Origin of the sequence: Paraburkholderia sp. BL10I2N1 (assembly GCF_004361815.1) — a bacterium.
In the GTDB taxonomy this organism is placed as follows: domain Bacteria; phylum Pseudomonadota; class Gammaproteobacteria; order Burkholderiales; family Burkholderiaceae; genus Paraburkholderia.
This window is the reverse complement of sequence record NZ_SNWA01000001.1, coordinates 3,504,025-3,528,677: the sequence shown is the minus strand read 5'-3', so window position 1 is coordinate 3,528,677 and position 24,653 is coordinate 3,504,025. Positions and strand designations below refer to the sequence as shown.

General features: G+C 62.7%; 25 protein-coding genes, 1 pseudogene and 1 riboswitch. Of the genes and pseudogenes, 8 read left to right on the top strand and 18 right to left on the bottom strand.

Features of this window, described 5'->3' with window-relative positions:
- Positions 1-14 precede the first annotated feature (14 nt).
- The 7 genes from B0G77_RS16335 to B0G77_RS16305 are packed head-to-tail and all read right to left on the bottom strand — an operon-like array spanning position 15 to position 7,677.
- A complete protein-coding gene (locus B0G77_RS16335) occupies positions 15-1,070 on the bottom strand; it encodes an XdhC family protein (RefSeq protein WP_133663053.1) in 1,056 nt (351 codons plus the stop codon).
- Complete coding sequence (locus B0G77_RS16330; RefSeq protein ID WP_133663052.1) at positions 1,067-2,272, bottom strand: VWA domain-containing protein; 1,206 nt, start codon at positions 2,270-2,272, stop codon at positions 1,067-1,069. Before B0G77_RS16330 ends, B0G77_RS16335 begins: the two co-directional genes overlap by 4 nt.
- Positions 2,266-3,159, bottom strand: a complete 894-nt coding sequence (locus B0G77_RS16325) for a MoxR family ATPase (RefSeq protein ID WP_133663051.1) — start codon at positions 3,157-3,159, stop codon at positions 2,266-2,268. Before B0G77_RS16325 ends, B0G77_RS16330 begins: the two co-directional genes overlap by 7 nt.
- Before the next feature lie 14 nt (positions 3,160-3,173).
- Positions 3,174-3,776: an SRPBCC family protein gene (locus B0G77_RS16320; RefSeq protein WP_133663050.1), complete on the bottom strand. Its 603-nt coding sequence runs from the start codon at positions 3,774-3,776 to the stop codon at positions 3,174-3,176.
- A gap of 60 nt (positions 3,777-3,836) precedes the next feature.
- The gene (locus B0G77_RS16315; RefSeq protein ID WP_133663049.1) at positions 3,837-6,248 is read right to left on the bottom strand and encodes an aerobic carbon-monoxide dehydrogenase large subunit; all 2,412 of its coding nucleotides are present in this window, start codon (positions 6,246-6,248) and stop codon (positions 3,837-3,839) included.
- 17 nt (positions 6,249-6,265) lie between these two features.
- Positions 6,266-6,787, bottom strand: coding sequence for a (2Fe-2S)-binding protein (locus B0G77_RS16310; RefSeq protein ID WP_133663048.1), 522 nt, complete (start codon positions 6,785-6,787; stop codon positions 6,266-6,268).
- A 23-nt stretch (positions 6,788-6,810) separates the two neighbouring features.
- Positions 6,811-7,677, bottom strand: a complete 867-nt coding sequence (locus tag B0G77_RS16305; RefSeq protein WP_133663047.1) for a xanthine dehydrogenase family protein subunit M — start codon at positions 7,675-7,677, stop codon at positions 6,811-6,813.
- A 359-nt stretch (positions 7,678-8,036) separates the two neighbouring features.
- Between B0G77_RS16305 and B0G77_RS16300 the strand changes: the two genes are divergently transcribed.
- Positions 8,037-8,843, top strand: a complete 807-nt coding sequence (locus B0G77_RS16300; protein WP_133663046.1) for a LytTR family DNA-binding domain-containing protein — start codon at positions 8,037-8,039, stop codon at positions 8,841-8,843.
- 74 nt (positions 8,844-8,917) lie between these two features.
- Here B0G77_RS16300 and B0G77_RS16295 read toward each other — a convergent pair whose 3' ends face one another.
- The 4 genes from B0G77_RS16295 to B0G77_RS16280 all read right to left on the bottom strand — a co-directional run bounded on the left by B0G77_RS16295 (position 8,918) and on the right by B0G77_RS16280 (position 10,785).
- Entirely contained in the window at positions 8,918-9,397 is a 480-nt protein-coding gene (locus tag B0G77_RS16295) for a hypothetical protein (protein WP_243751133.1), read from the bottom strand.
- 266 nt (positions 9,398-9,663) lie between these two features.
- Positions 9,664-10,029, bottom strand: a complete 366-nt coding sequence (locus B0G77_RS16290) for a BON domain-containing protein (protein ID WP_133663044.1) — start codon at positions 10,027-10,029, stop codon at positions 9,664-9,666.
- Positions 10,030-10,167: 138 nt separating this feature from the next.
- Positions 10,168-10,389, bottom strand: coding sequence for a hypothetical protein (locus B0G77_RS16285; protein ID WP_133663043.1), 222 nt, complete (start codon positions 10,387-10,389; stop codon positions 10,168-10,170).
- Positions 10,390-10,401: 12 nt separating this feature from the next.
- Positions 10,402-10,785: a hypothetical protein gene (locus B0G77_RS16280; protein WP_133664175.1), complete on the bottom strand. Its 384-nt coding sequence runs from the start codon at positions 10,783-10,785 to the stop codon at positions 10,402-10,404.
- A gap of 458 nt (positions 10,786-11,243) precedes the next feature.
- Here B0G77_RS16280 and B0G77_RS16275 point away from each other — a divergent pair.
- The 4 genes and pseudogenes from B0G77_RS16275 to B0G77_RS16260 all read left to right on the top strand — a co-directional run.
- Positions 11,244-11,342, top strand: a pseudogene (locus tag B0G77_RS16275) (acetoacetate decarboxylase); the annotation flags it as partial.
- Positions 11,343-11,451: 109 nt separating this feature from the next.
- Complete coding sequence (locus B0G77_RS16270; RefSeq protein WP_133663042.1) at positions 11,452-12,687, top strand: patatin-like phospholipase family protein; 1,236 nt, start codon at positions 11,452-11,454, stop codon at positions 12,685-12,687.
- 307 nt (positions 12,688-12,994) lie between these two features.
- On the top strand, positions 12,995-13,699 hold the full coding sequence (locus tag B0G77_RS16265) for a YceH family protein (RefSeq protein WP_133663041.1): 705 nt from the start codon (positions 12,995-12,997) through the stop codon (positions 13,697-13,699).
- A gap of 225 nt (positions 13,700-13,924) precedes the next feature.
- On the top strand, positions 13,925-14,689 hold the full coding sequence (locus tag B0G77_RS16260) for a ParA family protein (protein ID WP_133663040.1): 765 nt from the start codon (positions 13,925-13,927) through the stop codon (positions 14,687-14,689).
- Positions 14,690-14,818: 129 nt separating this feature from the next.
- Here B0G77_RS16260 and B0G77_RS16255 read toward each other — a convergent pair whose 3' ends face one another.
- Positions 14,819-15,106, bottom strand: coding sequence for a hypothetical protein (locus B0G77_RS16255; protein ID WP_133663039.1), 288 nt, complete (start codon positions 15,104-15,106; stop codon positions 14,819-14,821).
- A gap of 379 nt (positions 15,107-15,485) precedes the next feature.
- Complete coding sequence (locus tag B0G77_RS16250) at positions 15,486-15,683, bottom strand: hypothetical protein (protein ID WP_133663038.1); 198 nt, start codon at positions 15,681-15,683, stop codon at positions 15,486-15,488.
- Positions 15,684-16,440: 757 nt separating this feature from the next.
- On the opposite strand from B0G77_RS16250, the gene B0G77_RS16245 reads away from it, so the two are divergent.
- Positions 16,441-17,391 (top strand): acetamidase/formamidase family protein, encoded by a 951-nt coding sequence (locus B0G77_RS16245; RefSeq protein ID WP_243751017.1) that lies wholly within the window; start codon positions 16,441-16,443, stop codon positions 17,389-17,391.
- A gap of 51 nt (positions 17,392-17,442) precedes the next feature.
- On the opposite strand, the gene B0G77_RS16240 is transcribed toward B0G77_RS16245, so the two are convergent.
- From B0G77_RS16240 to B0G77_RS16225, 4 genes are all read right to left on the bottom strand, one after another.
- Positions 17,443-17,715 (bottom strand): superinfection immunity protein, encoded by a 273-nt coding sequence (locus B0G77_RS16240; protein WP_133663037.1) that lies wholly within the window; start codon positions 17,713-17,715, stop codon positions 17,443-17,445.
- A gap of 513 nt (positions 17,716-18,228) precedes the next feature.
- Entirely contained in the window at positions 18,229-19,023 is a 795-nt protein-coding gene (locus B0G77_RS16235; protein ID WP_133663036.1) for a sulfite exporter TauE/SafE family protein, read from the bottom strand.
- Positions 19,024-19,121: 98 nt separating this feature from the next.
- Entirely contained in the window at positions 19,122-19,391 is a 270-nt protein-coding gene (gene grxC, locus B0G77_RS16230; RefSeq protein ID WP_133663035.1) for a glutaredoxin 3, read from the bottom strand.
- A gap of 304 nt (positions 19,392-19,695) precedes the next feature.
- A complete protein-coding gene (locus B0G77_RS16225) occupies positions 19,696-20,664 on the bottom strand; it encodes an AraC family transcriptional regulator (RefSeq protein ID WP_133664174.1) in 969 nt (322 codons plus the stop codon).
- 155 nt (positions 20,665-20,819) lie between these two features.
- On the opposite strand from B0G77_RS16225, the gene B0G77_RS16220 reads away from it, so the two are divergent.
- Positions 20,820-22,214 carry a dihydrolipoyl dehydrogenase gene (locus tag B0G77_RS16220; RefSeq protein ID WP_133663034.1) on the top strand — a complete coding sequence of 465 codons (1,395 nt, stop codon included), beginning with the start codon at positions 20,820-20,822 and terminating at the stop codon, positions 22,212-22,214.
- 99 nt (positions 22,215-22,313) lie between these two features.
- On the opposite strand, the gene B0G77_RS16215 is transcribed toward B0G77_RS16220, so the two are convergent.
- Positions 22,314-22,928, bottom strand: a complete 615-nt coding sequence (locus tag B0G77_RS16215) for a hypothetical protein (protein WP_133663033.1) — start codon at positions 22,926-22,928, stop codon at positions 22,314-22,316.
- A gap of 466 nt (positions 22,929-23,394) precedes the next feature.
- Positions 23,395-23,504: riboswitch (guanidine-I (ykkC/yxkD leader) on the top strand.
- Positions 23,505-23,562: 58 nt separating this feature from the next.
- On the opposite strand from B0G77_RS16215, the gene B0G77_RS16210 reads away from it, so the two are divergent.
- A complete protein-coding gene (locus B0G77_RS16210; protein WP_133663032.1) occupies positions 23,563-24,630 on the top strand; it encodes a putative urea ABC transporter substrate-binding protein in 1,068 nt (355 codons plus the stop codon).
- Positions 24,631-24,653: the final 23 nt, after the last annotated feature.

The window sequence follows — 24,653 nt, the reverse complement described above, 5'->3', positions numbered from 1 at the left end:
CCTCCCCGTGTCGCTTATGTTCTCGCCTTGTGCGCTGTGCCTCGCGCAATCGCCAGATACCTGTCGGGATCGCGTTCGAACTCGATCTTGCAGCCGTCGCAACAGAAATAGACGCGCTGTCCCTGGCTGTCGATCACATGCTTCGCCGATGCGATATCGATGGCCATACCGCAAACGGGGTTGAGATAACGCGCCGGAGAAAGTTCGACCGAGGCTATCGATTCGCACGGCGGCAAAACCGGCACCGTTTCGGCTCCAGCCAGCATCGAGGCGGACGCATCGGCGGCCGCCTGCTCCAGTTCGCGGCGCAGCGTGACCAGCCCGGCGACCGCGCCCAGCGCAATCTCCTGCGGCGTGTGCGCGTGGATCGCAGGGCCGGCAGGCGCATAGAGCGCAGCAAGGCGTGCTGGGGTAATTCCGCGCGCCAGCATCGCTTCACGCAACCTGTCCGCCTTGCGCCGGCTGGCGACCAGCAACACCACCGCGGCAACGCTGCGCAAGGCTGCTTCAAGGGCGTCTTCGTCGCTGTCGCCCTGGGTCGCCACCAGAATCAGTTGCGGCTCGACCCCGTTCAGGGCGTCGGCATCGAACCCCTGGATCACCCGTTGCAAGCCGAGCGCAGCCAGCGGCGCGGTAACGTGGGCTGCCGCAGATACGCGCAGCCCGACACGCTGCGCCAGCACACAGGCTTCCAGCGCCGTGGGCGTCGAACCCAGCACGAGCACGGACGGCGCGGGCACCGTAGGCTGTATGAAGAGTTCCATCGCGCCATTGCTGGCACACGGCATGGCGTGCGCCTCGACATCGGCCTCCGGCGCTACCCGCTCGTTGCTGATGCGAACGCGCTTCGGCAGTCCCGATCGGATCGCCTGGCGGGCCGCCTCGATCACGATCGCCCGTGAACAGCCGCCGCCGATCCAGCCGTGCAGAGCCCCGTCGTTATCCACCAGCGCCTGGGCACCCACCCACGCGGAAGTGGGCGGCGCCGCGCGAATCACGGTCACCACCGCAAACGGCTCGGCTTCGTCGATCAGCCGCTGTTCGAGCTGTAAAAGGGTATCGGCCTTCATTGCAGGACGGACAACACTTGAGGTAATACGCGTTCGAGACTTGCCAGATCGCGCGCGCCCGCCAGCAGATCGACATAGGGCATGGCTGCCTGCATGCCGACGCTTGCAGGTGTGAAACCGGCATGGCTCGCAAGCGGGTTGAGCCAGACGAGACACCGGCAACGCCGCCGGATCTTCGCGAGCGCCTGTTGCAGGGACGCGGGGTCGCCCGCATCGTAGCCGTCGCTCACAACCACGACGGCCGTGCGTGAATGAAGCAGCCTCGTTGCATGCTGCTGATTGAATTCCTCGAGACTGTCGCCGATGCGCGTGCCCCCTGCCCACCCTGCCGAGAGCAATTGCAGGCGCTCCTGCGAGCGCCATGGATCGGGGTCGCGCAAGGCCTGTTCGACGCCCACCAGCCGCGTATGGAAGATGAAGCAATGCACGTCGGAGACCCGCGCACTCAGGACGCGTGCGAGCCGCAGATAGAAGAAGCTGTACAGGCTCATCGAGCGGCTCACGTCGAGCAGCAGCACGATGCGCGGCCGCAGCCGCCGCTTGCGCCGCCACGCGAGATCGAGTGGCTGGCCGCCGCTCGAAATGCTGCGCCTGATCGTCCATGCCATGTCGATGACACGGCCGGCGCTCGCGCGCGCTTCGCGGCGAATCTGGATACCCCGCAAACGCCGCGCGAAACGCCGGATCGCGTCGTCGATGGCAAACAGTTCGTCGGGCTGGTTGAGGTGACGGAAGTCCGCGTGCGCAAACGAGGTTTCCGCGGATGCTCCCTGCCCGGCTGCACGGCCACTCGCGGATGCCGGCTCACCGCCGCGTCCGGTCAGAGACAGCGGTTGGCCTTCGCTGTCATCCCGGTTGTCTCCTGCGCTGGTGTCCGGCTCGATCCGGCCGGCACCGCCGGCTCGTGTTTCGACCAGTTTGCGGCGATTCGGCCGCATGAAATAAGCGTCGAACAGTGCGTCGAAGCGCCGCCATTCTTCCGCGCGCGAACACAGCAACGAGCGCAGGCTCCAGCGCAGCAACATGCTGTCCAGCTGTCCCATGCGTTCCGCGACCTCCATCGAGGCGGCCACGTCGCTGCTGGTCACATGAAAATCGTTGGCGCGCAGCCATTGGGCAAAGCCGGTATAGCGCGCGACCAATGCCGCTTCCACCCCTCGTGGCAACGCGCGATCCGCAGCGCAAGGAATGCCCGTCAACATGACGCCACCAGTTTTTCAACGACCGGCCGTGTCAGGCCGGCCTGATCCTCGCGCGTCTTCAGCAGCGCGGAGAGTGAATCCATGATCTGTTCGACGCCGTCCGTATCGATCGCGCTCACGCCGAGACGCAGCAGTGCGGCCACCCAGTCGAGCGTTTCCGCCAGGCCGGGCTTTTTCTGCATATCCATCTGCCGAACCGACTGCACGAATTCGACGATCTGTCGCGCCAGCTTCTCCGGCACGTCGGGAACCTGGGTGCGGACGATGCGCAACTCCTTCTCGAAACCCGGATAGTCGACGTACTGGTACAGACATCGACGGCGCAGTGCATCGGAGATCTCCCGGGTGCCGTTCGAAGTCAGAATCACGAACGGCCGCTCGGTCGCGCGTATTACGCCCAGTTCCGGAATCGACAGCTGGAAATCGGAGAGCAGCTCCAGCAGATAGGCTTCAAATGCCTCGTCGGTGCGGTCGATTTCGTCGATCAGCAAAACCGGCGCGGGTGTCGTCGTGATCGCTTCGAGCAGTGGACGCTTGAGCAGATAGCGTGCGGAGAAAATATCCTGTTCCTTGTCCGGGATAGACCGCTCGTCCTGCTCCAGCAATTTGATCGCCAGCAACTGGTGCTGATAGTTCCACTCGTACAGCGCTGAGTGCACATCGAGGCCTTCGTAGCATTGCAGGCGAATGAGTCGCGTATCGAGCAGCCGCGCCAGCGCCTTGGCGACTTCCGTCTTGCCGACACCGGCCTCGCCTTCCAGCAACAGCGGGCGGCGCATCTCCATCGTCAGCAGCAAGGTGGCGGCAAAGCTGCGCTCGGCGATAAAGCCATGCCGCTCCAGCCGCTGCTGCAGGCTCACGACGTCGTTCATCCGATCGGTCGCCATGGACGCCTCGATACTCAGGCCGTCTTGCGGGAGAAAAGGCCGCGCAGCCAGTCACGTATGACGGCCCACGCCAGCGCGAGGCCGTTCAGTTCGGAATGCGGTGCGTCGTTCTCAGGCGTCACGGAAGCCGCTTCGGCATCGGACAATGACGCGGCAGCCGACTGCAAGGTCGCGAGACGCGCCGCGAAGTTGGCCACAAACTGTTTGAGCATCTGGTCCGCCACCGGCTGCATCAGGCGCCCGCCGAGGGCGGCCGCCTTGCCGCTCATCGTCACCTCGCTCCTGCCGGTCAGCTCGCATGCATCACCCGCGGCTCGCACCGCAGCGACGAGATCCATCGACGCCGCCGACGTACCCGTCGCATCCGCGCCTTTGCCCACCAGATGCAGGCTGCGCGCCGGTGCATCGAGGTCGATCACCTCGATCTCACCCTTGAACGACATCGTGGCCGGCCCAAGCCGCACAGTGATGGTCCCTTTGTAATGCGTCGCGTCGATGCGCTCGGTGATCTTCGCGCCCGGCATGCATCCGGCCACGGCCTCGATGTCCTGCATCAACTGCCATGCGCTGTCCGCCGTGGCAGCGAGGGGAAACACTTTTTCAAGTACGACTTTCATGAAGCCACCTTTCGCGTGTGTGACGGATGGAGGCGCGCGCGGCGCCTGTGCGGCTGCCCGCTACTGCCTCGTCAGTCCGAGCGCGCGGCATTGCTGCCACACGTGATACGCGTTATGCGGCATGTTCATATGCGTCACGCCCAGATGCGCAAACGCATCGACCATGGCCGCCGTGAAACACGGAATCGAGCCGACGTGCGGCGATTCGGCAACGCCCTTCGCCCCGATCGGATGATGCGGAGACGGCGTAACCGTGAAATCAGTCTCCCAATGCGGCGTCTCCACGGCAGTCGGCACGAAGTAATCCAGCAACGTGGCGCCCAGCAGATTGCCGCCTTCGTCGTAGGGCATTTCCTGCCCCATCGATACCGCGAAGCCCTCCGTCAAGCCACCGTGGATCTGGCCTTCGATGATCATCGGGTTGATCCGCGTGCCGCAGTCGTCGAGTGCGTAGAAGCGGCGCACCCGCGTTTCGCCCGTATAGCGGTTCACCTCGAGCACGCACACATACGCGCCGAACGGAAACGTGAAGTTAGGCGGGTCGTAGTAGTCGACGGCTTCAAGGCCCATCTCCATGCCTTCGGGCACGTTGTTGTACGCCGCCCAGGCCACTTCCTTGACCGTCTTGAACTGCCCGGGCGACCCCTTGAGCACGAAGCGGTCGAGATCGAACTCGACGTCGTTCGGGCTCGCTTCTAGCAGATGCGCGGCGATCTGCCGGGCCTTCTCGCGGATCTTGCGCGACGCCCGCGCGACCGCGGCACCCGCTACCGGCGTGGAGCGTGAGCCATAGGTGCCGAGTCCGTAGGGCGCGGTGGACGTGTCCCCTTCCTCGACCGTAATCACCGACGCCGGTATACCCGCCTCGGACGCGATGATCTGCGCGTAAGTGGTCTGGTGACCCTGCCCTTGCGTAATCGTGCCCATGCGCGCGATGGCCGAACCGTCGGGATGCACGCGTATCTCGCAGGAGTCGAACATGCCGACGCCCAGGATGTCGCACATCTTCGAGGGTCCCGCACCGACGATTTCGGTGAAATTCACCACACCGATGCCCATCAACCATTCGGCGTCCGGTTCGGCCCGGCGCCCAGCCTGTTCGGCACGCAGCGCCGGGTAGTCGACGGCTGCCAGCACCTTCCTGAGCGCAGGTTCGTAGTCGCCCGAATCGTATTCGAGGCCGAGCGGCGTGGTGTAGGGAAACTGCTCCTTGCGGATGAAATTGCGCAGACGGATTTCGACCTTGTCGATACCGAGTTTCTGCGCGAGCACGTCCACCATCCGCTCGATCAGATAGACCGCCTCGGTCACCCTGAACGAGCATCGATAGGCGACACCGCCAGGAAACTTGTTTGTGTAGACGCCGTCGACCGAGACGAACGCATTCGGTATCGCATAGGAGCCGGTGCAGACATGGAACATGCCGGCGGGCCATTTGGTCGGATCGGCGCAGGCGTCGAAGGCGCCGTGGTCGGCGGTGACGTGGACACGCAGCGCCTTGATGCGCCCGTCGCGATCGGCGGCCAGTTCGCCCGTCATGTGGTAGTCGCGCGCGAAAGCCGTACTGCTCAGGTTCTCGGCGCGCGACTCAATCCACTTGACGGGCCGCCCGAGCACGATCGACGCGACGATCGACGTCACGTAGCCGGGATACACGCCCACCTTGTTGCCGAAGCCGCCGCCGATGTCCGGCGAAATGATGCGGATTTTCGATTCGGGAATCGCCGACAGCAGGCCGACCACCGTACGTACGACATGCGGCGCCTGCGACGTGATGTAGACCGTCAGATCGCCACGCGCCTTGTCGAACGAGGCAACGCAGCCGCAGGTCTCCAGCGGACACGGATGCACGCGCGGATACAGCATGTCCTGCACGACGGTGACGTCGGCGTTATCGAAGACGCGGTCAGTCTTGTCCTTGTCGCCGATGTTCCAGGTGAAGATGTGATTGGGATGCCTGCGCGCGCCATGCGCACCGGCCTGTTTGTCGCGGATGTCCTCGCGGATCACGGGCGCATCCGGCGCCAGTGCCGCGAGCGGATCGATCACCGCCGGCAGTTCCTCGTATTCGACTTCCACGAGTTCGGCGGCATCGGCGGCCACATAGCGGTCGTCGGCAACGACGAACGCCACCTCCTGATTCTGGAAGCAGACCTTTTCGTCGGCCAGCACGGCCTGCACGTCACCCGCGAGCGTCGGCATCCAGTGCAGCTTGAGCGGCTTCAGATCGTCGGCGGTCAGCACGGCGTGCACGCCGGGATGCGCGAGTGCGCGCGACTTGTCGATCTTCTTCACGCGCGCATGCGCATACGGACTGCGGACCATCACGCCGAACAGCATGCCCGGCATCTTGATGTCGTCGACGTAGGTGCCCTTGCCCTGAATGAAACGCGGGTCCTCGCGGCGTTTGCGCGAGCAACCCATGCCCTCCAGCGCGGCCAGACGATCGAGATTGGCGTCGATATTTCCCATGGCGTGGCTCCCGGGCGTCAGTGCGCGGCCGCTGAGGTCAGCGGATGCGATGTTTCGACCGCTTCGCCGCGCAACTTGCGCGCCGCGTATTGCACGGCCTTCACGATGTTCTGATAGCCCGTGCAGCGGCACAGGTTGCCTGCCATCCAGTAGCGGATCTCTTCGTCGGTCGGGTTCGGGTTCTCCTGCAACAATCGCCACGCGCGCATCAGCATGCCCGGCGTACAGAAACCGCATTGCAGACCGTGTTCCTGCATGAAGCCTTCCTGCAATGCATGTAGTTCGCCGCCCGGCGCGAGCCCCTCGACGGTGAACACCGCCGCGCCTTCAGCCTGCACTGTAAGGACCGTACAGGATTTGACCGACATACCGTTGAAGTCGACCGTACACGCGCCGCAATGCGACGTCTCACAACCGATATGAGGGCCGGTATGCAGACACTTTTCGCGCAGCGTGTGGATCAGCAGTTCACGAGGCTCCACCACCACATCCGTTTCCTTGCCGTTCAGCGTGAACGACACCATGGCCTTTCTGTTCATGTCGTATTCTCCGTGAACCGGCTTCAGTGTGCTGACCGCGAATACGCGGTGGTCAATGCTCGCCGCGTCATCTCGCCCGCCATCGCCGTTTTGTATTCGATGTCGCCGCGCAGATCGGCGACCGGCTCGCATACGTCCATCGCGAGGCGCGCCGCTTCCGCAATGGCCGCTTCGTCGAACGGCTTGCCGACCAGCGACTGCTCCGCGGCCTTTGCTCTCAGCGCGACCGGCGCGACGTTGGTCAAGGCAATGCGAACGTCGCTGACGGCGCCGTTGCTCATGCGCAGTGTCACGGCCGCGGCGGCTGTCGCGAAGTCGCCGGTCTTGCGCTTCAGCTTCGCGTAGCAGGAGCCGGTACCGGCCTGCGGCGTCGGAACACGGATCTCGGTCATGATCTCGCCCGGTTCAAGCAGCGTCATGTAGGTGCCGAGAAAGAAACCGTCTGCCGGTACGACACGTTCGCCCTGACCGCCCGCGAGCACAAACGACGCATCGAGCGCCAGCATCAGCGCGGGATGATCGTTGCCCGGATCGCCGTGCGCGATATCGCCGCCCAGCGTACCGCGGTAGCGAACCTGCGGATCCGAAATCTGGCGCGCACCTTCGACAATCAGCGGACACTTCGCTTGCAGCAACGTGGACCAGATCAGTTCGTTCTCGGTCGTCATCGCACCGATGCGGATTTCACCGGCGACTTCCTGAATGCCTTTGAGCTCGCTCAGCTTGCCGAGGTCGATCAGATGGCCCGGTTCGGCAAAACGCAGCTTCATGATCGGCAACAGGCTATGTCCGCCGGCAAGCAGTTTCGCTTCGTCGCCCAGTTCGCCGAGAAGCGCGATGGCTTCGGGCAAGGTGCGCGGGACGTGATATTCGAATGGTCGAGGGATCACCTGGGCCTCCTTGGGTTGTCATCCGCCCACGATGTGGAGCGTCATCGGCCTTTGTCGAGCATTTCACAATGCAATGCAGCAATTCAACGCGATTTCCCGAGTGGTGGCGCACGCGCGCCAATCACCGTAAAACGTGCATGAAACCGGTTCGGCGGCGGATGATTCCGTGCCAGGGGCGCGCAGGCCGCCACCGTTACTGGACCATTCCACGACGCGCGGCAGATTTTCAATACGGATTTCCCGAACTGAGGAATTCTCTGCGTGAACGGTCCGAAACTTGCGCGAAATGCGGAAAAGACATACAACGGAGACAATTCGCCTGAGAGCGTTGACAGCCCCATGAGGGCAGGAGACCTGGCATGAAACCGCCTGAACACGCCCTTTTAGCGGCGTCGGAACCGCGTCGTGGGGAGACGTTTCAGCACAAACTGGAGCAGTTCAATCCGGGGATGGTATGGCTCGACGCGCAGGGTCACGTGACCGCGTTCAACGACGTCGCCCTGCAGATTCTCGGGCCGGCCGGCGAGCAATCGCTTGGGGTTCAGCAGGACAAGCTGTTCGGAATCGATGTGGTGCAGTTGCACCCGGAAAAGAGCCGCGACAAACTGCGTTTTTTGCTGGAGTCGCGCGATGCGGGCGGTTGCCCGGTGAAGTCGCCGCCGCCGGTTGCGATGATGATCAACATCCCCGACCGGATCCTGATGATCAAGGTCTCACGGATGACCGGCATCGGCGGCACGTGCGGCACCTGCATGATCTTCTACGACGTCACCGATCTCACGACCGAGCCGTCCGGACACGGATCGGGCGGTCATCTCGCAGAACCGCGCCGCCTCTTCAAGATTCCTGTCTACCGGAAAAACCGGGTGATCCTGATCGACCTCAAGGACATCGTGCGCTTCCAGGGTTACGGGCACTACACGACCATCGTCACAAAGGACGACCACTATCTGTCCAATCTCTCGCTCGCCGATCTCGAACTGCGGCTGGACGACAGCATCTACCTGCGCGTGCACCGCAGCCATATCGTCAGCCTTCCGTATGCGGTCGAACTGATCAAGTCAGACGAAAGCGTCAATCTGGTGATGGACGATGCCGAGCAGACCCAGGTGCCGGTCAGCCGGTCGAAAACCGCGCAACTGAAAGAGCTGCTTGGCGTGGTTTGAGGCTCCGAGGCGTGATATGTGCCGAATCAGGCAGTGCATCGGACATTGGACGGGCTAACGGCAAAACCAGTGGTTCAGAATCTGCGGATATCCCGCTCACGCAGCGGGTCAGGCGTCTTCTGCGTTTCACGCAAAATGCCGTCGGTGTCGAATGAGAAGTTGAAAAGAAGGTGCGTGATGTTGTTTTCAACATATCGATACGACCACACCTCTCTTTGCGTTCGCCGAAAGAATGCGGTCTGCACGGGACGGCCGAAATTGATGAGTACATCCTCGCGCGTCCATTTGCCGATCTCCGCGCGATAGAACTCCCTCGCCTGCAGCACCTGACGCACGTTCAGGATCTTGCCGGATGCATCCACGTCGGCGGCGACGGTCGTGACACCCATGGGCTGCGTCGGCCACATCAGCCGTCTGCCGCCGCCCGGCAGTTCATAAACCTCGCGCGGCGGACCCAGGCGGGCAATGATCGCCGACTGGTCTTCGCCGGGCTGGAACTGCTGCCACGGCTGCGCGCAGCCCGTCAGCGCCAGCAACGCAACACCGATGAGCATTGCGTGACGCACGGCAATGCGTGTCCGTGCCTTTGAGGGCGTAGAGACAGAAGCATGACCCGGGCGGGCAAACATGGCTTCCTCATTCCTCCAGGAAGGTTCCGCGTCAGCACGAAAGCTCTACAACAGGATCGTCCCGGTGAACGTCCTGCCAGTCGAATCGATTTCGTGCGCGAGGCGGCTCGCGGTTAGCGCGCTACCGCGGTGAAAAAACGGCAGCACGCTCCACGAGCGCCAGGCGGCAGGAACGAGCCTGACGGGTGCGCTTACGTCCCTTCAGCGCGGATCGACAGCGCGTTCTTCACCGAAGTGACACCGTCCACGCCCTTGGCGATATCGGTTGCCTGATCGCTCATGGCCTGTTCCGGCACCGTGCCTTGCAGAACGATGGCGCCATGGCTTGCGCGAACGGTGATATGCGACGCGCCGACCCCCAGCGACTTGGAGAGCGCGGTACGAACTTTTCGTCCCAGCGCGCGGTTGGCCGCGCTATCTGCCTTGTGCTGGCTCTTGGCGCTCGGGGCCGGGGTCTCGGCGGCAGGCGCCGCTTCGCTCGTTTGGGCATAGGCCTGGATGGAGGCCATCACGAGCAGCGCGCCGCTTGCCAGTTTGATTGCGTGAATTGCTTTCATTGAATTTTCTCCTGTTGTCACAATGATTAAACGGCGGACGACGATCCAACTGCACAGCTCGACCTCGTGAGGCGTGAGGCTCGAGCCTTCTTCAATCCGGCCGATGCGCGGCTCACACCCCGCACCGGCACGGCGATATTACTGGCGGCCGCCCCTGATATTGCCGGCCACTCCGCCGGCGGCGCCGCCGATGATCGCACCGGTCCAGGCGTCGCCGCCCGAGATGGCAGCAATACCGGCCCCCCCAGCGGCGCCGATTGCAGCACCACTCATCGTTCCCTGCTGCCTTGGCGTCATGTCCGTGCATCCGATCACGATCGGCATAGCCGCAATCACCGCAATCCAGCGAAGTCGTTTCATGATCGATCTCCGTTACGGGTTCTTTTTCAGACCGGGCAGGACCATTTGAAACCAGATGGTCTCGATTACCGGATGCTGGATTTTCGTAGGATTGGCGGCGTAGTAGTTGTCGAGACCCTGACGCACGCTGTCGAGGGTTTGACCTTGCATGCCTTTCACGAAACGCGGTGCGATATCCTGGCTATCGGCCGGCGCATTGCCACCGTAGTAGGCGCGTTCGACCTCAAGCAGATTGGCAATGCCAACCAGATATGCCTTCTTGGCCTCATCCGAAGAGGTGGTCCATTGCTCGCCCGTAACGATCGGGACCGACTGTGCGCGGGCTCCATTGCCCAACAGTGCCAACGACAGGAAAGTCAGAGAGAACAGCGTACGCCATTGTGGTTTGCTTGCCATCACGTACTCCATGGTAGTCATACTCTCCAGCGCTCAACCGCCGACTGCGTCCGGCGGCATCCAATCGGGCATCCAGACGGGGTCCATCTGTCGAGGTCTCCTCTCCGCAGCCGCAGAGTCCCGCAGAAGCTCGAAGCCGGGCGTGAACGCGACCAGTATGCGCCATGTCGGACAAGCTTCGGCTCCCTCCCACGCCGCTCAACGCAGTCGACGCGCAGTCGACACTTCGATGCGAGCGGTTCAAGGTATCCGGATGCTCTTTGCATAAGCCAGTTTGGCGTCCATTCCTTACTTCGACTTTATAGCCGATATTTGCATGATGTCGCCACACCTTTGTAGCGAGTCGACTACATAATCGCAAGGTCGACTCCGGCCGCAACCGGGGCGTCGCGCCGGCGCACGCATGATGGGTTCGTTCTACGTATCGTGCGAATCGGCTGCCATAGAACTGACATGTTGATCTGCCTGTGCTGGAAGTCGTCGAGGCACGGCACATCCTCGCGGATCTCGCGCTGGCACTGGGCGAAGCAGCCAACGACCACCTGGTGGCCGACTAGCAGAACCGCTGACCACGTACGGTCGCACCGTTGGAGAACACCTTGCCGTCGCACCGCAACCGGCCAGGGTCAGGCGGGTTACGATCGTTGCATTTACAGCGAGGTTCATATGGCGATCGAAACAAACCGCGCCCTTGTGACGCTCAACGAAACAATCGCGCGGCAGTACGAGAGCGTCGCGCTCGTCCTGCAAGGCGGCGGCGCGCTGGGTTCCTATCAGGCTGGGGTCTATGAAGGGCTTGCCGAGGCTGACATTCATCCGAACTGGGTGGCCGGCATCTCGATCGGCGCGCTGAACACGGCGATCATCGCCGGAAATGCACCCGAAGCGCGCGTCGACGCACTGAAGCAGTTCTGGACGGCCATCTGCCAGCCGGCTTCCGCGCTGAACTTCTGGCCGTCGGAGTTCGAGAGCCGCCTGTTCGAAATCTCCGACGCCTACCGGCAGGCATTTGCCGCGTGGTATTCGACCCGCGCGCTCCTCGAAGGCCAGAGCGGTTTCTTTGCGCCGCGTTTTCCGCAGCCGCTGGGACCCTGGGCGCGCCAGGTGATCGAGGCAAGCCATTACGACACCTCGGCGCTGCGCAGCACGCTCACGCGGTTCGCCGATTTCGACCGCATCAACCGGGGCGGCATGCGCGTGTGCGTGGGCGCCGTCAATGTGGCGACAGGCAATCTGACGTTCTTCGATAACAAGGACATCACGTTGAGACCCGAGCACTTCATGGCGTCCGGCGCGTTGCCGCCGGGCTTTCCCGCCGTCGAAGTGGACGGGGAGTTCTACTGGGACGGCGGCCTCGTCTCGAATACACCGTTATCCGAGGTGCTCGGACAGATTCCCCGGCGCGACACCCTCGCCTTCCAGGTCGATCTCTGGAGCGCACGCGGCGAATTGCCGGCGAACATGGAACAGGTGGACGGCCGGACCAAGGACATCCAGTACTCCAGCCGGACGAGAGCCGTGACTCATCACGTGCGTCACGATCAGTTGCTGCGCCGGACCCTTCGAGAGGTTTTGCGTCATGTGAGTGCCGAGGCGCTTCAAAGCGACCCGTGGTGCAAGATCGCGGCGCTGATGTCGACCGACAAGCGCTACAACGTCGTGCAGCTGATCTACCGGGACAAGCCGTACGAGAATCACTTCAAGGATTTTCAGTTCGGCTATAACACGATGCTGGACCACTGGTCCTCTGGCCTTGCCGACATTCGCGAAACGTGCACTCATCCGGAGTGGTTCGACCTTCCGCAGAACGAGGCGGGATTCGCGTCGCGGGACGTGCATGCGCCCTCCAGCAGCGACCGGCTCGGACCGAAGACGGGTTCGGAACACGAGGCAGGGATTTGACGCGCAGCATCCGGCGTCGGCCGTTCGAGCACACGCACGATTTCAGCCATCGAGCACGCGGCAACTGCGAATGTTGAGTCTGGATGAAGCCGCTACCGGCATAGCGGATCGGGCAAGCCGTACCACGTCACGCCCGCGCCGATATAGAACCGTTTCGGCGAGTGAGACAGCACAGGCGTGATCGATGTCGGCGGCAAGGGCTGCTCGTGCGCGGCGCCCGCGCCAGTTATCATAGACCCACAGACAGACTTTCCTGCCGGACCCACTCTCAGGTTCGCACACAGGTAACTGTGTTGCGACGTTCCCTATGAATTCCACTCCCGAAGCTTTTTCGAACCCGGCAATCCGTTCCCTGACGGCGCTTGAGGCGCGCGTGCTGGGCGTGCTGCTTGAGAAGCAGCACACGGTGCCCGACACCTATCCGCTGACGCTCAATGCACTGACATCGGGCTGCAACCAGAAGACTGCGCGAGTCCCGGTCATGAGCGTCACCGAGGCAGACGTACTTGCCGCCATCGACAGTCTGAAACGCCTGAGCCTGGTGCTGGAAGGCAGCAGCAGCCGCGTAACGCGCTTCGAACACAACATCAATCGTGTACTGGGGATACCGGCTCAGGCGGCTGCGTTGCTCGCGACGCTGTTCCTGCGTGGCCCACAGACGGCGGCGGAGTTGCGGTTGAACAGCGCGCGGCTGCATGGCTTTGCCGATGTCTCGTCGGTGGAGGCGTTTCTGGACGAGCTCGCGACCCGCGAACCGCCACGCGTAGTCAAACTGCCACGCACGCCAGGCGAGCGCGAAAATCGCTGGATGCATTTGCTGTGCGGCGAAGTCAGTTTGAATGAAGCCCCCGGGCGTGGCGCCGTCGAGGAGTCAGTCTCGTCCGACGAAGTCGAGGCCCTGAAGGCGGAGCAGAAGCGCCAGAGAGAAGAGCTGGTTCAACTTCGGGCGCTTGTCGAGCATCTGGCAGCCGAACTGGGCATCACTCTCGACGGGTTCACACCTCAGTCGTAACTGCCGATCTTCCTGCACTGCGAGTGTGTCGCGAGCGGTCTGTCGCGGGCCGCGTGCAATCGGGCAACGTGACGCTTGGGCATACCGTTGAATACGCGCTCCCCCCGCAGTTGTCCCGGCAGTTAGCCCTGACGATGACGGCTCAACCGAACGGGTCGCCGCGCTGCAACTCCACTGCGGTAAGCTGTGCGTTCCGGGCGATCATCAAATAAGGGGCAGAGGCAAATGCGGCGTGTCATATTCAATCAGAAGGGTGGAGTCGGCAAATCGACCATCGTATGCAACCTCGCGGCGATCAACGCCAGCGAGGGGATGCGTACACTCGTCATTGACCTCGATCCGCAGGGCAACTCAAGCCAGTATCTTCTCGGCGAACAGGCGAGCGACCTCAAGCCGAGCGTGGCGGACTTCTTCGAAACCGCCCTGAACTTCAGCTTCAGGCCGACGCCCGCGTCGACGTTCATCCATCCCACGCCATTCGAGAATCTCGATGTCATGCCCTCCCATCCCGATCTCGATGCGCTGCACGGCAAGCTCGAATCGCGCTACAAAATCTACAAGCTGCGTGACGCGCTCAATGAACTGGATGCGTACGATGCAATTTATATCGACACGCCGCCGGCATTGAATTTCTACACCCGCTCCGCGCTGATTGCGGTTGAACGCTGCCTGATTCCCTTCGACTGCGACGATTTTTCCCGTCGCGCCTTGTACACGCTGCTCGACAACGTCAAGGAGATTCAGCAGGACCACAATTCCGGACTCGAGGTCGAGGGAATCGTGATCAACCAGTTTCAACCCCGCGCAAGCCTGCCGCTCCAGCTGGTCGAGGAACTGGTCAGTGAGGGTTTGCCGGTGCTGGCGTCCCGGTTGTCCTCCTCCGTGAAGATTCGGGAGTCTCATCAATATGCGCGGCCGATGATTCACTTCGATCCCCGCCACAAGCTCGCCCAGGAGTTCATCGCATTGCATCGTGAACTGCTTGGATAACACCCGGGACACGGTGTGCGCCCACTAATTCGGGACGCCATCATGAACAACAAGGCTTCGGAGAAACCAGACACGCTGGCTTCAGGCGGCAGTCGTCACCATCAGATCTTGAGTTGTTGAGGGCAACGATTACCACTCGTCGCGCCCCTCCGTGCGCGGCGCGCCAGGCAGACGGTCCAGCCTCGCCAGAAGAGCCAGCCCCTTCTGCACGATGCGAGGCGGCACGTCAGGGCGTGCCATCACCTCGCGGATGCGCGTTCGCCAGTACTCCGGATTCATCACGGCACTGACCTCGACGGTCCCGAGCCTGTTGCCCAGACGCTCCAGCTGACAGACCGCGGCCTGTATATGTGAGAGATCCTGCTCCGCATGCTGGTCCCACCACATACTCACCTCGTCGACGTGGCTTTGTGCCATACGGTTCTGTAGCCGGATTCGCATGATCGCAGGGCAAGCCGGTATCCCGGAACCGCGCTGGCGCCCGACACCGCTTCATGCTTTGCGAAACAGTCACCTGCGGTCATCTGCGGACCCGGACCCAACGGCACCAGTCGTGATGATCCAGATTCCGGAGCAACTGCTCACGACGACGCTCGCGACGATAGTGCCCGGCCACCGCGATCGCCGCTATCACCAGTACGACTATTCCTGACACAATCCCAGGCCACGACTCTCTCATCAGTGCCTCCTCACGTCGGGTTGCCGATTACCGCCCCGCTATTTCAACCCAGGCCGACTGCCGTTGATAGCGCCGCTGGGTTCCCGCCACATGCGGACATGCGAATGTCACAGTCACTCATCGGATGCGCGCAACAGCCTGCAGAATGGCATGACCCTCCGGTGTAATGCGAGGACGCCGGCTGCCTGAGGCAAGGGGCTCCAGTGCCGCCAGTCGGTGTTCCATGAGCGTACGGATCTCGATACGGTCCGGGTCGATCTGATCGGGGTTATGGTCGAGCAGCATTAATGTGGTGAATTCGTGGGGACTTAACATGACTGTCTCCTGGCGAAATGAAATCGCTCTGCTTGTGCTGCCTTGAGGGGCGCGTTTCCCGAGCCGCCATCTGCTTTGCCGCTCGGCTCGCCGACTTGCGCGCACTGTTGGCGCCTGGGATCGCAAGGTTCAGCGCAGCGGCTACCTCCCTGATACCTCTCTGAGCATGTGTATTGCTCAATTAGAATCATGATTCTAACTTTGTTAAATCCACATCCAGCCTGCTTCTTGCCAGGTAGATTCCCTTATTGAGAAAGGGTGCCGGTAAGTCACATGGGTGAATGCACGCGAGTCAGGGAAGTTGACATGCTGGCATGTTAGTCAGTGGTTCTGCATGGCAGTCGGAAGTGTTCCGTCCTCAGCAACAGTTTCGCTTCGCCAGCGGCAGGCTTTGCAGAATCCGACGTTCTGTTCCGCTACGAATCTGGCTCAGTGTAATTGCCTGGGATCGCTAACGATGGCTGACTGTCCTGCAGTCAACGCGCTTCGGTACCGATCGCCACGGGGTAGCCGGCGATCTGCTGTTGTTCCTCACATTTTGCCGAAGCACACTGTCGTGGACTTCACCGATGCACCCGTATTGCTCACCCCTGCCCCGGACAAGCTGGCGGCGTGCGCAAGTCAGTCTTCACCATCAGCTTGATGCCAGATCGGATACCGGCGCTATGCTGAACGAAGAGGCAGCTGACGCGCTATGCGACTCCCAGTCGTCGAAATGAGCCGGTTGGCGCAGCCGGAATTTTCCAGCGAGCACGCCATGAACGAACTGAATAACACGCTCCACACGATTCATGAGCACCAGAGCCACCTAGGTTGGGACAACGCGCTCGCACCTGTCCTGACCATCGAGCCAGACGAACGCGTCGAGTTCTATTCGATAGACGCGTCCGGCGGTCAGTTGAGCGCGAAATCGACCGTCGCCGACCTCGCACAACTGGACTTCACGAAGGTGAACCCTGTGGTGGGGCCAGTCTATATCGATGGCGCAGAACCGGGCGACGCCCTCAAAGTGACCTTGCTGTCGTTCGCCCCATCGGGATGGGGATGGACCGCGAACATTCCCGGCTTCGGACTGCTGACCGACCAGTTTCCTGAGCCCGCCCTGCACATCTGGAAATACGGGCGGGATCTGCTATCGCCCGCTATGTTTGGCCTCGGCGGGCGCGTGCCGCTGAAACCCTTCTGCGGCACGATTGGCGTCGCTCCCGTCGAAGCAGGTGTGCACAGCGTGCTGCCGCCACGTCGCGTCGGCGGCAACATGGACATTCACGACATCGGCGCCGGCACCGTGCTTTACCTGCCCATCGAGGTTAAGGGTGCGTTGTTCTCGGTCGGCGACACGCATGCCGCGCAGGGGGACGGCGAAGTCTGCGGAACGGCCATCGAGAGTCCCGCCTCATTGGCGGGCAGGTTCGAGATCATCAAGGGGGCGCACCTCGAGTTTCCACGATTCACGACACCTGGTCCCGTCAGCCGTCATCTGGATGCGAAGGGTTACGAGGTGACGACTGGCATCGGTCCGGATCTCATGGAAAAGCGCGCGAGCCGCTGTCAGCGGAATGATCGACCTGCTGTCGAAGCAGCACCACCTCAGTGCCGTCGATGCCTATCTACTCTGCAGCGTCTGCGGCGATCTGCATATCAACCAGATCGTCGACCGGCCAACTGGGTCGTCTCGCTCTATTTTCCGCGCATCGTATTCGGGTGAGATTTGCCGTTAGCGAGGTCAACGGCGCACACCCGGCAAATCACCGCGACTTCAGAACGGGCGATGCACGAGACTCGCGCGATGCCGCGCCCGGGCAACCACACGGCGCGATTTCCTCGCCATGTGGGTCAGTTTTCTGTCGCTGACGGGATGATGGGCCCACGCGAGCGCCGCGAACCAGCCGATGATCGTCCATCCGAGCAGCACGTTCACGATTGTGACTGCCAACGTGTCCTTACGTCCTCGCACATCCGCGATGATGGAGGGAGTCAGGTACAGCGCCAATGCACCCACATAAACCAGCGATTCCAGAAACTTCAACATTGCATCACCTCGTTGCGACGATATGCCTGTGCACAAGGCATGCAACCGCAACGCGTACGGCTTGCATGCGTTCAGGACAGAACGATTGACGCATCGGTCTGAAAGATGTCCGGTGCGTCGCGAATGGGATTCAGTGTATGTCGTCTCTATCGAATATCTATGCCAATAGCGCGAAATCACCGTTTTCAATTCCCGAACAATCCCTCGCTGCTGAGGACCGTACGCGCTGTGGCCGCCGCAAAACGTAGCGTTCCGCGGGCTTCGCTGGCCGGAACTACGCAGACCGTGACCGCAAACGACGCAAGCCTGGCCACTACCGGTATCTGTCCTCGGTGATCGCATCGACACCGTGCACGGTGCAGACACCGTCGCCTGCCTGGACTTGCAGGGGCAGAAGGTCGGGCGCAACGAGGAAGCAAATGTCGGAAACCAACGTCAACCCCAATCCCGTTAGTGAGCAAGCGGATCATGTCCCGTGTTTTCCGCAAGCCGGGATCGGCGGTCGTGAGGCGGTTACGGGAGGCCCGACTTCCAGATCATCTGCGCAGCCGCTGCGACCACGAACAGCAGCACCAGCCTGCGAAACATGGCGGGCGACAGTCTGTCGCGAAGCGGCCGCGCGAGCAGGATACCGATGACCACCGGGATGCTCGCGGCACCCGAGATGGCGAGATCGGTCCAGCTCGCGTGGGCACCGCCGCTGAACGCAATGATGAGGGTGATGATCGACACCACCAGGATGATCGCGATCTGTTTGGTGAATCCCTTGCCGGTCGCACCGGATGCGATCAGGTACATCGCCAGCAAGGGTCCCGGCACGGACGCTATGCTCTCCATCACCGCCGCGCCGAACCCAAGCGCGAACCCTGCGGGCCTCGCGACAGACGGCGACAGGGTGAGCTTCGGCGCCGCGAGCAGCAGGAACGCCGCAAACATGAGCACCGCTCCGGCTGCGGCCTGCGCCCGGTGCGGCGAGAGCGAGATCAGCGCAGTCACGCCAACGAGGTTGCCGAGAACAGTGCCGACGAGAGGCGCTGCGATCCGGCGTACCGTCGGCAGCATGTCGCCGCCTTCCAGCGCCTGCGGGATGTTGCCGAGAACGATCGGCATCGACAGCAGCAGGACCGCCTGTTTGAGCGGCAGGAAAAAGCTGAGTATCGGCATCGCGACGAGCGGCACGCCGATACTGACCACGCCCTTGACCATACCGCCAAGCAGCAGTGCCGTGACGATGCCCAGTAAGGCATACAGGTCGAGCGCCTGCAGGCTGGGGCCTAGAAGGCCGCCAAATAGATCAGGATGGGTCATGGCGGCGAGGTTCGCGTGGCGTTCAGGCTGGGGAAACGTACGAGCATAAACGCTAACGCAACCGGACGCCCTCTGTCCGATCGCGTCGCTTCGTGCGTTCAACCGATTTGTGCCTGCCGGCTGAGCAGCGGATCCAGACCGCCGGTCTCGTCAAGCGCGTGAAGATCGTCGAATCCGCCGACGTGCGTCATGCCGACGAAAATCTGCGGCACCGTGCGGCGTCCTGTTCGTTCGGCAAGCGCAGAAGCCGCAGAACGGTCGCCCTCGATGCTGATCTCGTTGAACGTCACGCCCTTGTTGCGCAGCAACGCCTTGGCGGCGATGCAGTACGGACAGGTGGGTTTAGTGTAGATCGTTACAGTGGTCATGATGCTGTTTCCCTGTAGATAGCCTTGGGGCCCGTCGGTGATGCCTTGGATGAACTATAAGAGCCAGTCCCTTCCGCGTTAATCGCAGGACGGCTCATCAAGATGCTCATTCGGATCAATGCGCAACGCGCCTGCGCTGACCGCGTGCATTGTGCCTGGCTATGCGGCGACCTTTCGCCGCGACAACGCGGCTCGTGCAAGCCGCAGCGCGTGGCGCGCGTCATGTCGCGTCACGTCCAGTCAGATCGCATCAGGAAAGAAGAATTGAATTGACGACGGCACACGCCGTCAGCGCGGCGCGGGTTTATCCCGCTTCGACCTGGCCACCCGATGCGCGGTAGCGCGCCGGGGTTACACCGATAAGGCGCTTGAACACGCGTTGAAACGCGGCGTCCGATTGATAGCCGACCATTTCGCCGATCTCCGCAACCGCAAGCCCGGACTGCAGCAACGTGCGGCCTGCGAGCGTCATGCGCACCTCGGTCAGCACGTCGGTGGCGGAACGCCCGATCGCGTCCTGGAACTGCCGTACGAAGGTTGCTCGCGACATATTGCAAAGCGCCGCGAACTGGTCGAGCGTCCAGGGCTTTGCGGGTGACTCGAACATGGCCGATATCGCCGGTTGCAACCGCGGCCGCCCCGCCAGGGCGAGCAGGCCATGCGGCGCCTGCGGCCCCACACTCGCGAAGCGCAGGGTCAACGCGAAGAGCGCGGCGGACAGATGGCCTATCAGCGTCTCGCTGCCAGGGCCTTCGTCGACCGCTTCTTCCCTCATCAACTCGATGAGCCGCGCGAGCCGCGAGCCGGCCATCGATGCGGCCGGGTCGCCCTCGCCGTCCGTCGCGCCTCTTCCGTGGAGCGCGCTGCGCACCACCAGCCGCCCCGGCAGGTGATCGCGCAACAACCGGTCGGGCACCGCGCCGACCAGAAACCGCCCGCACAGGACGTCGGCCTGCGCGCCCACCCCTTCATTCTCCGCAACCGTCAGCGACATGCTTTGCCGCTCGACCAGCGGCGAAGCCGGCTCGCCGCTGCCGTCGTAAATTCGATGCGCCCCGCCCGCGGGAAACACGATGATGTCGCCCGCCATCAGCTTCTCGGGCGCGCTGTCACCGTATTCGAGCACGGCCTCGCCTGACAGCAGTACGTGATACGGAATCTCGCGAACGGCCGAATTGCCATGCGAGATCACCCATGGCGCACCGAAGTGGCAGCGCACGTCCAGACGGCCAGTGACGGGGATCAGGGAAAGGACTCGACTGAGCAGATCCATATTGAGCCGCTTGAGCAGGTTCTTGCGTCGTTTGAGGATTCGCCCGGCGACCGCGGGCACATACAGTGACTGCAACGAGAGCAGCAGGATTTTACCGGACCCGCGACAGGCGCGCAGCGGCACTCATTTAGCGTATTCATCCTTTCGAGGACGTCATGAAAACAGTTCACACCGATGTCGCCATCATCGGCGCCGGCAGCGCCGGCCTGCCGGCCTACCGCGCCGCGAAGGCGGCCGGCGCCTCCGCGATCCTGATCGAAGGCGGCCCGCACGGCACGACATGTGCGCGCGTCGGCTGTATGCCGTCGAAGCTGCTGATCGCCGCCGCCGAAGCCGCGCATGCGGCATTGCATACGGCGCCGTTCGGTGTGCACATCGACGGCACGATCCGCATCGACGGTCGGGAAGTCATGCAGCGCGTGAAGAGCGAGCGCGACCGCTTCGTCGGTTTCGTGCTCGATAGCGTCGAGTCCATCCCGGCCGAAGACCGGCTCACCGGCTACGCGCGTTTCATCGACGACGGCCTGCTTCAGGTGGGCGACCACACCCGCGTGCGGGCGCGCAGCATCGTGATCGCGACGGGCTCGTCGCCGGTGATCCCGCCGATGTATCAGGCCCTCGGCGACCGTGCGATCGTCAACGACGATGTGTTCGAATGGTCAGACCTGCCGCGCAAGGTCGCGGTAGTCGGCGCAGGCGTGATCGGACTCGAACTCGGACAGGCGCTTGCGCATCTCGGCGTGGATGTGACCGTGCTCGGCGCACGTGGACGCGTCGGTCCACTCACCGACCCGGCAATCAAGGCGTATGCCCACGAGACCTTCCGCCAGTCGTTCCGTTATGAAGCGCACGCAACAGTCGAGGCGGCCGTCCGCCAGGGCGACGAGGTGCAGCTCCGTTTCAGAAACGACGCAGGTGAACTGGCTGAGGACACGTTCGACTACGTGCTCGTCACCGCTGGCCGCAAGCCGAACTTCGACCGCCTCGCGTTGCACAACACAGGCATCGCGCTCGATAGCAAGGGCGTTCCTGTCTATGACCCGTTGACGCTACAGGCCGATGCGCATCCCGTGTTCATCGCCGGGGATGCGAACGGCGTGCTGCCGCTTTTGCACGAAGCCGCCGATGAAGGACGCGCCGCGGGCACCAACGCGGCCCGCTTCCCGAATGTCGTGCCGCTGGTCCGCCGCGCGCCGATTGCCGTGCTCTTCTCCGATCCGGGCATTGCGATGGTGGGAGCCCGGCATGCCGACCTCGCGCCAGACACCTTCGTCACCGGCGAGGTCAGCTTCGAAGACCAGGGGCGCAGCCGGGTCATGTTGAAGAATCGCGGACTGATGCATGTCTACGTCGACAGGGCGAGCCGACAGTTTCTTGGCGCGGAATGGATCGGGCCGGATGCCGCGCATATCGCTCACCTGCTGGCATGGGCACTGCAGATGAAGCTGAGCGTCAACGTGATGTTGGAGATGCCCTTCTACCACCCTGTTGTGGAGGAAGGGCTGCGCACGGCGCTGCGCAATGCGGTGGCGGCGCTGCGCGTTGCGTAATGCGTATCTGATCGAAGACGGCGCCGCCGCGCTGACAACCGACAGGCACCGCCGCCCCGCGGGTCGCCACGAGGCGGGCAGTCCACCCACAACCGGCAATTACATCGGCGGAGCGACGCCGTCCTTTTCGACTATGACGCGTTGCGCGACAAAAGTGCCCGGCGAGGCGGCTGTCGCGACGACGAACACTTTCTTGCACGGCGTCAGATCGATACGGTCGGCCGGCGTGAAGGTCACGACGGGAGCATTGGGCGGGACAGTCACCACGTTGCTGCTGCCCTTGTACGACAGCTTCAGATCGCGGCCGCTCGCACCCTCGACGACCGCGTCGACGTTCGCGTTCGTCATCGAGCTGTTGGGACCGAGGTCCCAGGCATAGTGACCTTCACCCGAGCCACGCGCGGATTCCGGAAAGACAAGCACCTCGGTTGCGGTCAGCCTGCCGTCCGCGCCGGTCGTGGCGGCTGTGCCGATGAACGTGCCCGGCTTGATGTCAGCAAGCCGCAGGGCTTTGACGGCCGACACGCCAGCGGTGGGTTTCACTTCGATCGAAACGGTATCGCCGCTGCGGCGATGCACCTTCAGGACATCGCCCTCGAAGGCGGCGATCTCACCGCGAATACGCGTCGGTTTGACGTCCGGGGTCTGGGCGAGTGAGGCACCGGCGAAAGCCAGGGTGACGAGCGTAATACCAAGTTTCAGGCGGATAGACATGGATGCTCCATGCAGGACTGTAAAGTTTGCCGCGGCGTGCTGCGGACCACACGGACTAAACATCAATCGTGTGAATTTATTCCACGAGGAGACAAATAATTTCTCTTACGAATATCCCACGCTCAAGGACATGACGGCGCAGCAGGCGCTGCGGCGTCACGGGCAACCGGAAGGTCCTGTCCTGGTCGGGCATGCCCGCGCCGCGCGTCGTCACCGCGCAGCGTGACCGCCGGCGCAGATTGCTCGCACCACCACTGCACAGACCGTCCGATGCGGTAACGGACGGCCCGCCCCAACCTGCACCATTGCCGGGCATCGCGGCGCCTGTTCATGGCGCCGCTGCCTCGATTCAGGGCATCGCCATCGCGCCAGACGCCCTGCACACGGCAGTACATTGCATGGCACAGTTCTCGCTTTTCAAGCCTCCCAGGAGCCGGCGCTACATCCGGTTTAGTAGTCACAATTTGCAATGGACGACTAGGGTTCCGGTCTGCATCGCGTCATGCGAAGCGGACGCTGGTCCGAGAGTTGTCGACCTCAGGCGAGGTTACACGGCGGGATAAAAGCCCGGGAGAGAACGCGAGAAGTCGCGCCGCTCCTGCCGTCGATAACCCGTCAACCCGAGGTCAACTTCATGCGCAAGCTCCGTCTCTTCGCTGCTGCCGTCACCGCTCTCTCCATTCTCGCCTCCACCCCAACGTTTGCCGCCGGGCGCACGGACTTCAAGGTCTGCTGGACCATCTACGCTGGCTGGATGCCATGGGGCGAAGCCAAAACCCAGGGCATCGTCTCGAAGTGGGCAAAGAAATACGGCATCAATGTCGATGTCGTCCAGCTCAACGACTACGTCGAATCGATCAACCAGTACACCGCCGGCAAGTTCGATGGCTGCGCGATGACCAATATGGACGCACTGACGATTCCCGCCACCGGCGGCGTCGACTCCACCGCGCTCATCATCAGCGACTACTCGAACGGCAACGACGGCGTGCTCATCAAGGGCAACGGCAAGAAGATCGCGGACCTCAAAGGCCAGCCGGTCAATCTGGTCGAGTTCTCCGTTTCGCACTATCTGCTCGCGCGGGCGCTCGAATCGGCCGGCCTGAGCGAGCGCGACCTGAAGGTTGTCAACACATCAGATGCGGACATCTCGGCCGCGTTCGCCACACCCACCGTCAGGCAGGCCGTCACGTGGAACCCGATGCTCGCCGACCTGAAGGGGCAGCCGAACGTCACCGAAGTCTTCGATTCCAGCAAGATCCCCGGCGAAATCATGGACATGATGGTCGTCAACACGAAGACGCTTCAGGACAATCCGGCGCTCGGCAAGGCGCTCACCGGCGCATGGTTCGAAATGGTCGCGCTGATGCATGCGAATAACGCCAGCAGCACGGCTGCCTTGACGTCGATGGCCAAGGCTTCCGGCACCGACCTCGCGGGCTTCAAGGGCCAGCTCTCGACCACGGCGCTCTTCTACACCCCGAAGGCCGCGCTCGACTTCGCCACCAGCCCGAGCCTGCCGCAAACCATGACGCGCGTCGCGAAGTTCTCGTTCGACCATGGCCTGCTCGGCCAGGGCGCGCCTGACGCGAACACGGTCGGCATGGCCTTCGACAAGGGCGTGATCGTCGGCAGCAAGAGCAACGTCAAGCTGCGCTTCGATCCGACCTACGTACGGCTGGCCGCGGACGGCAAGCTCTAGATCACGCCCCTGAACCACGAGGC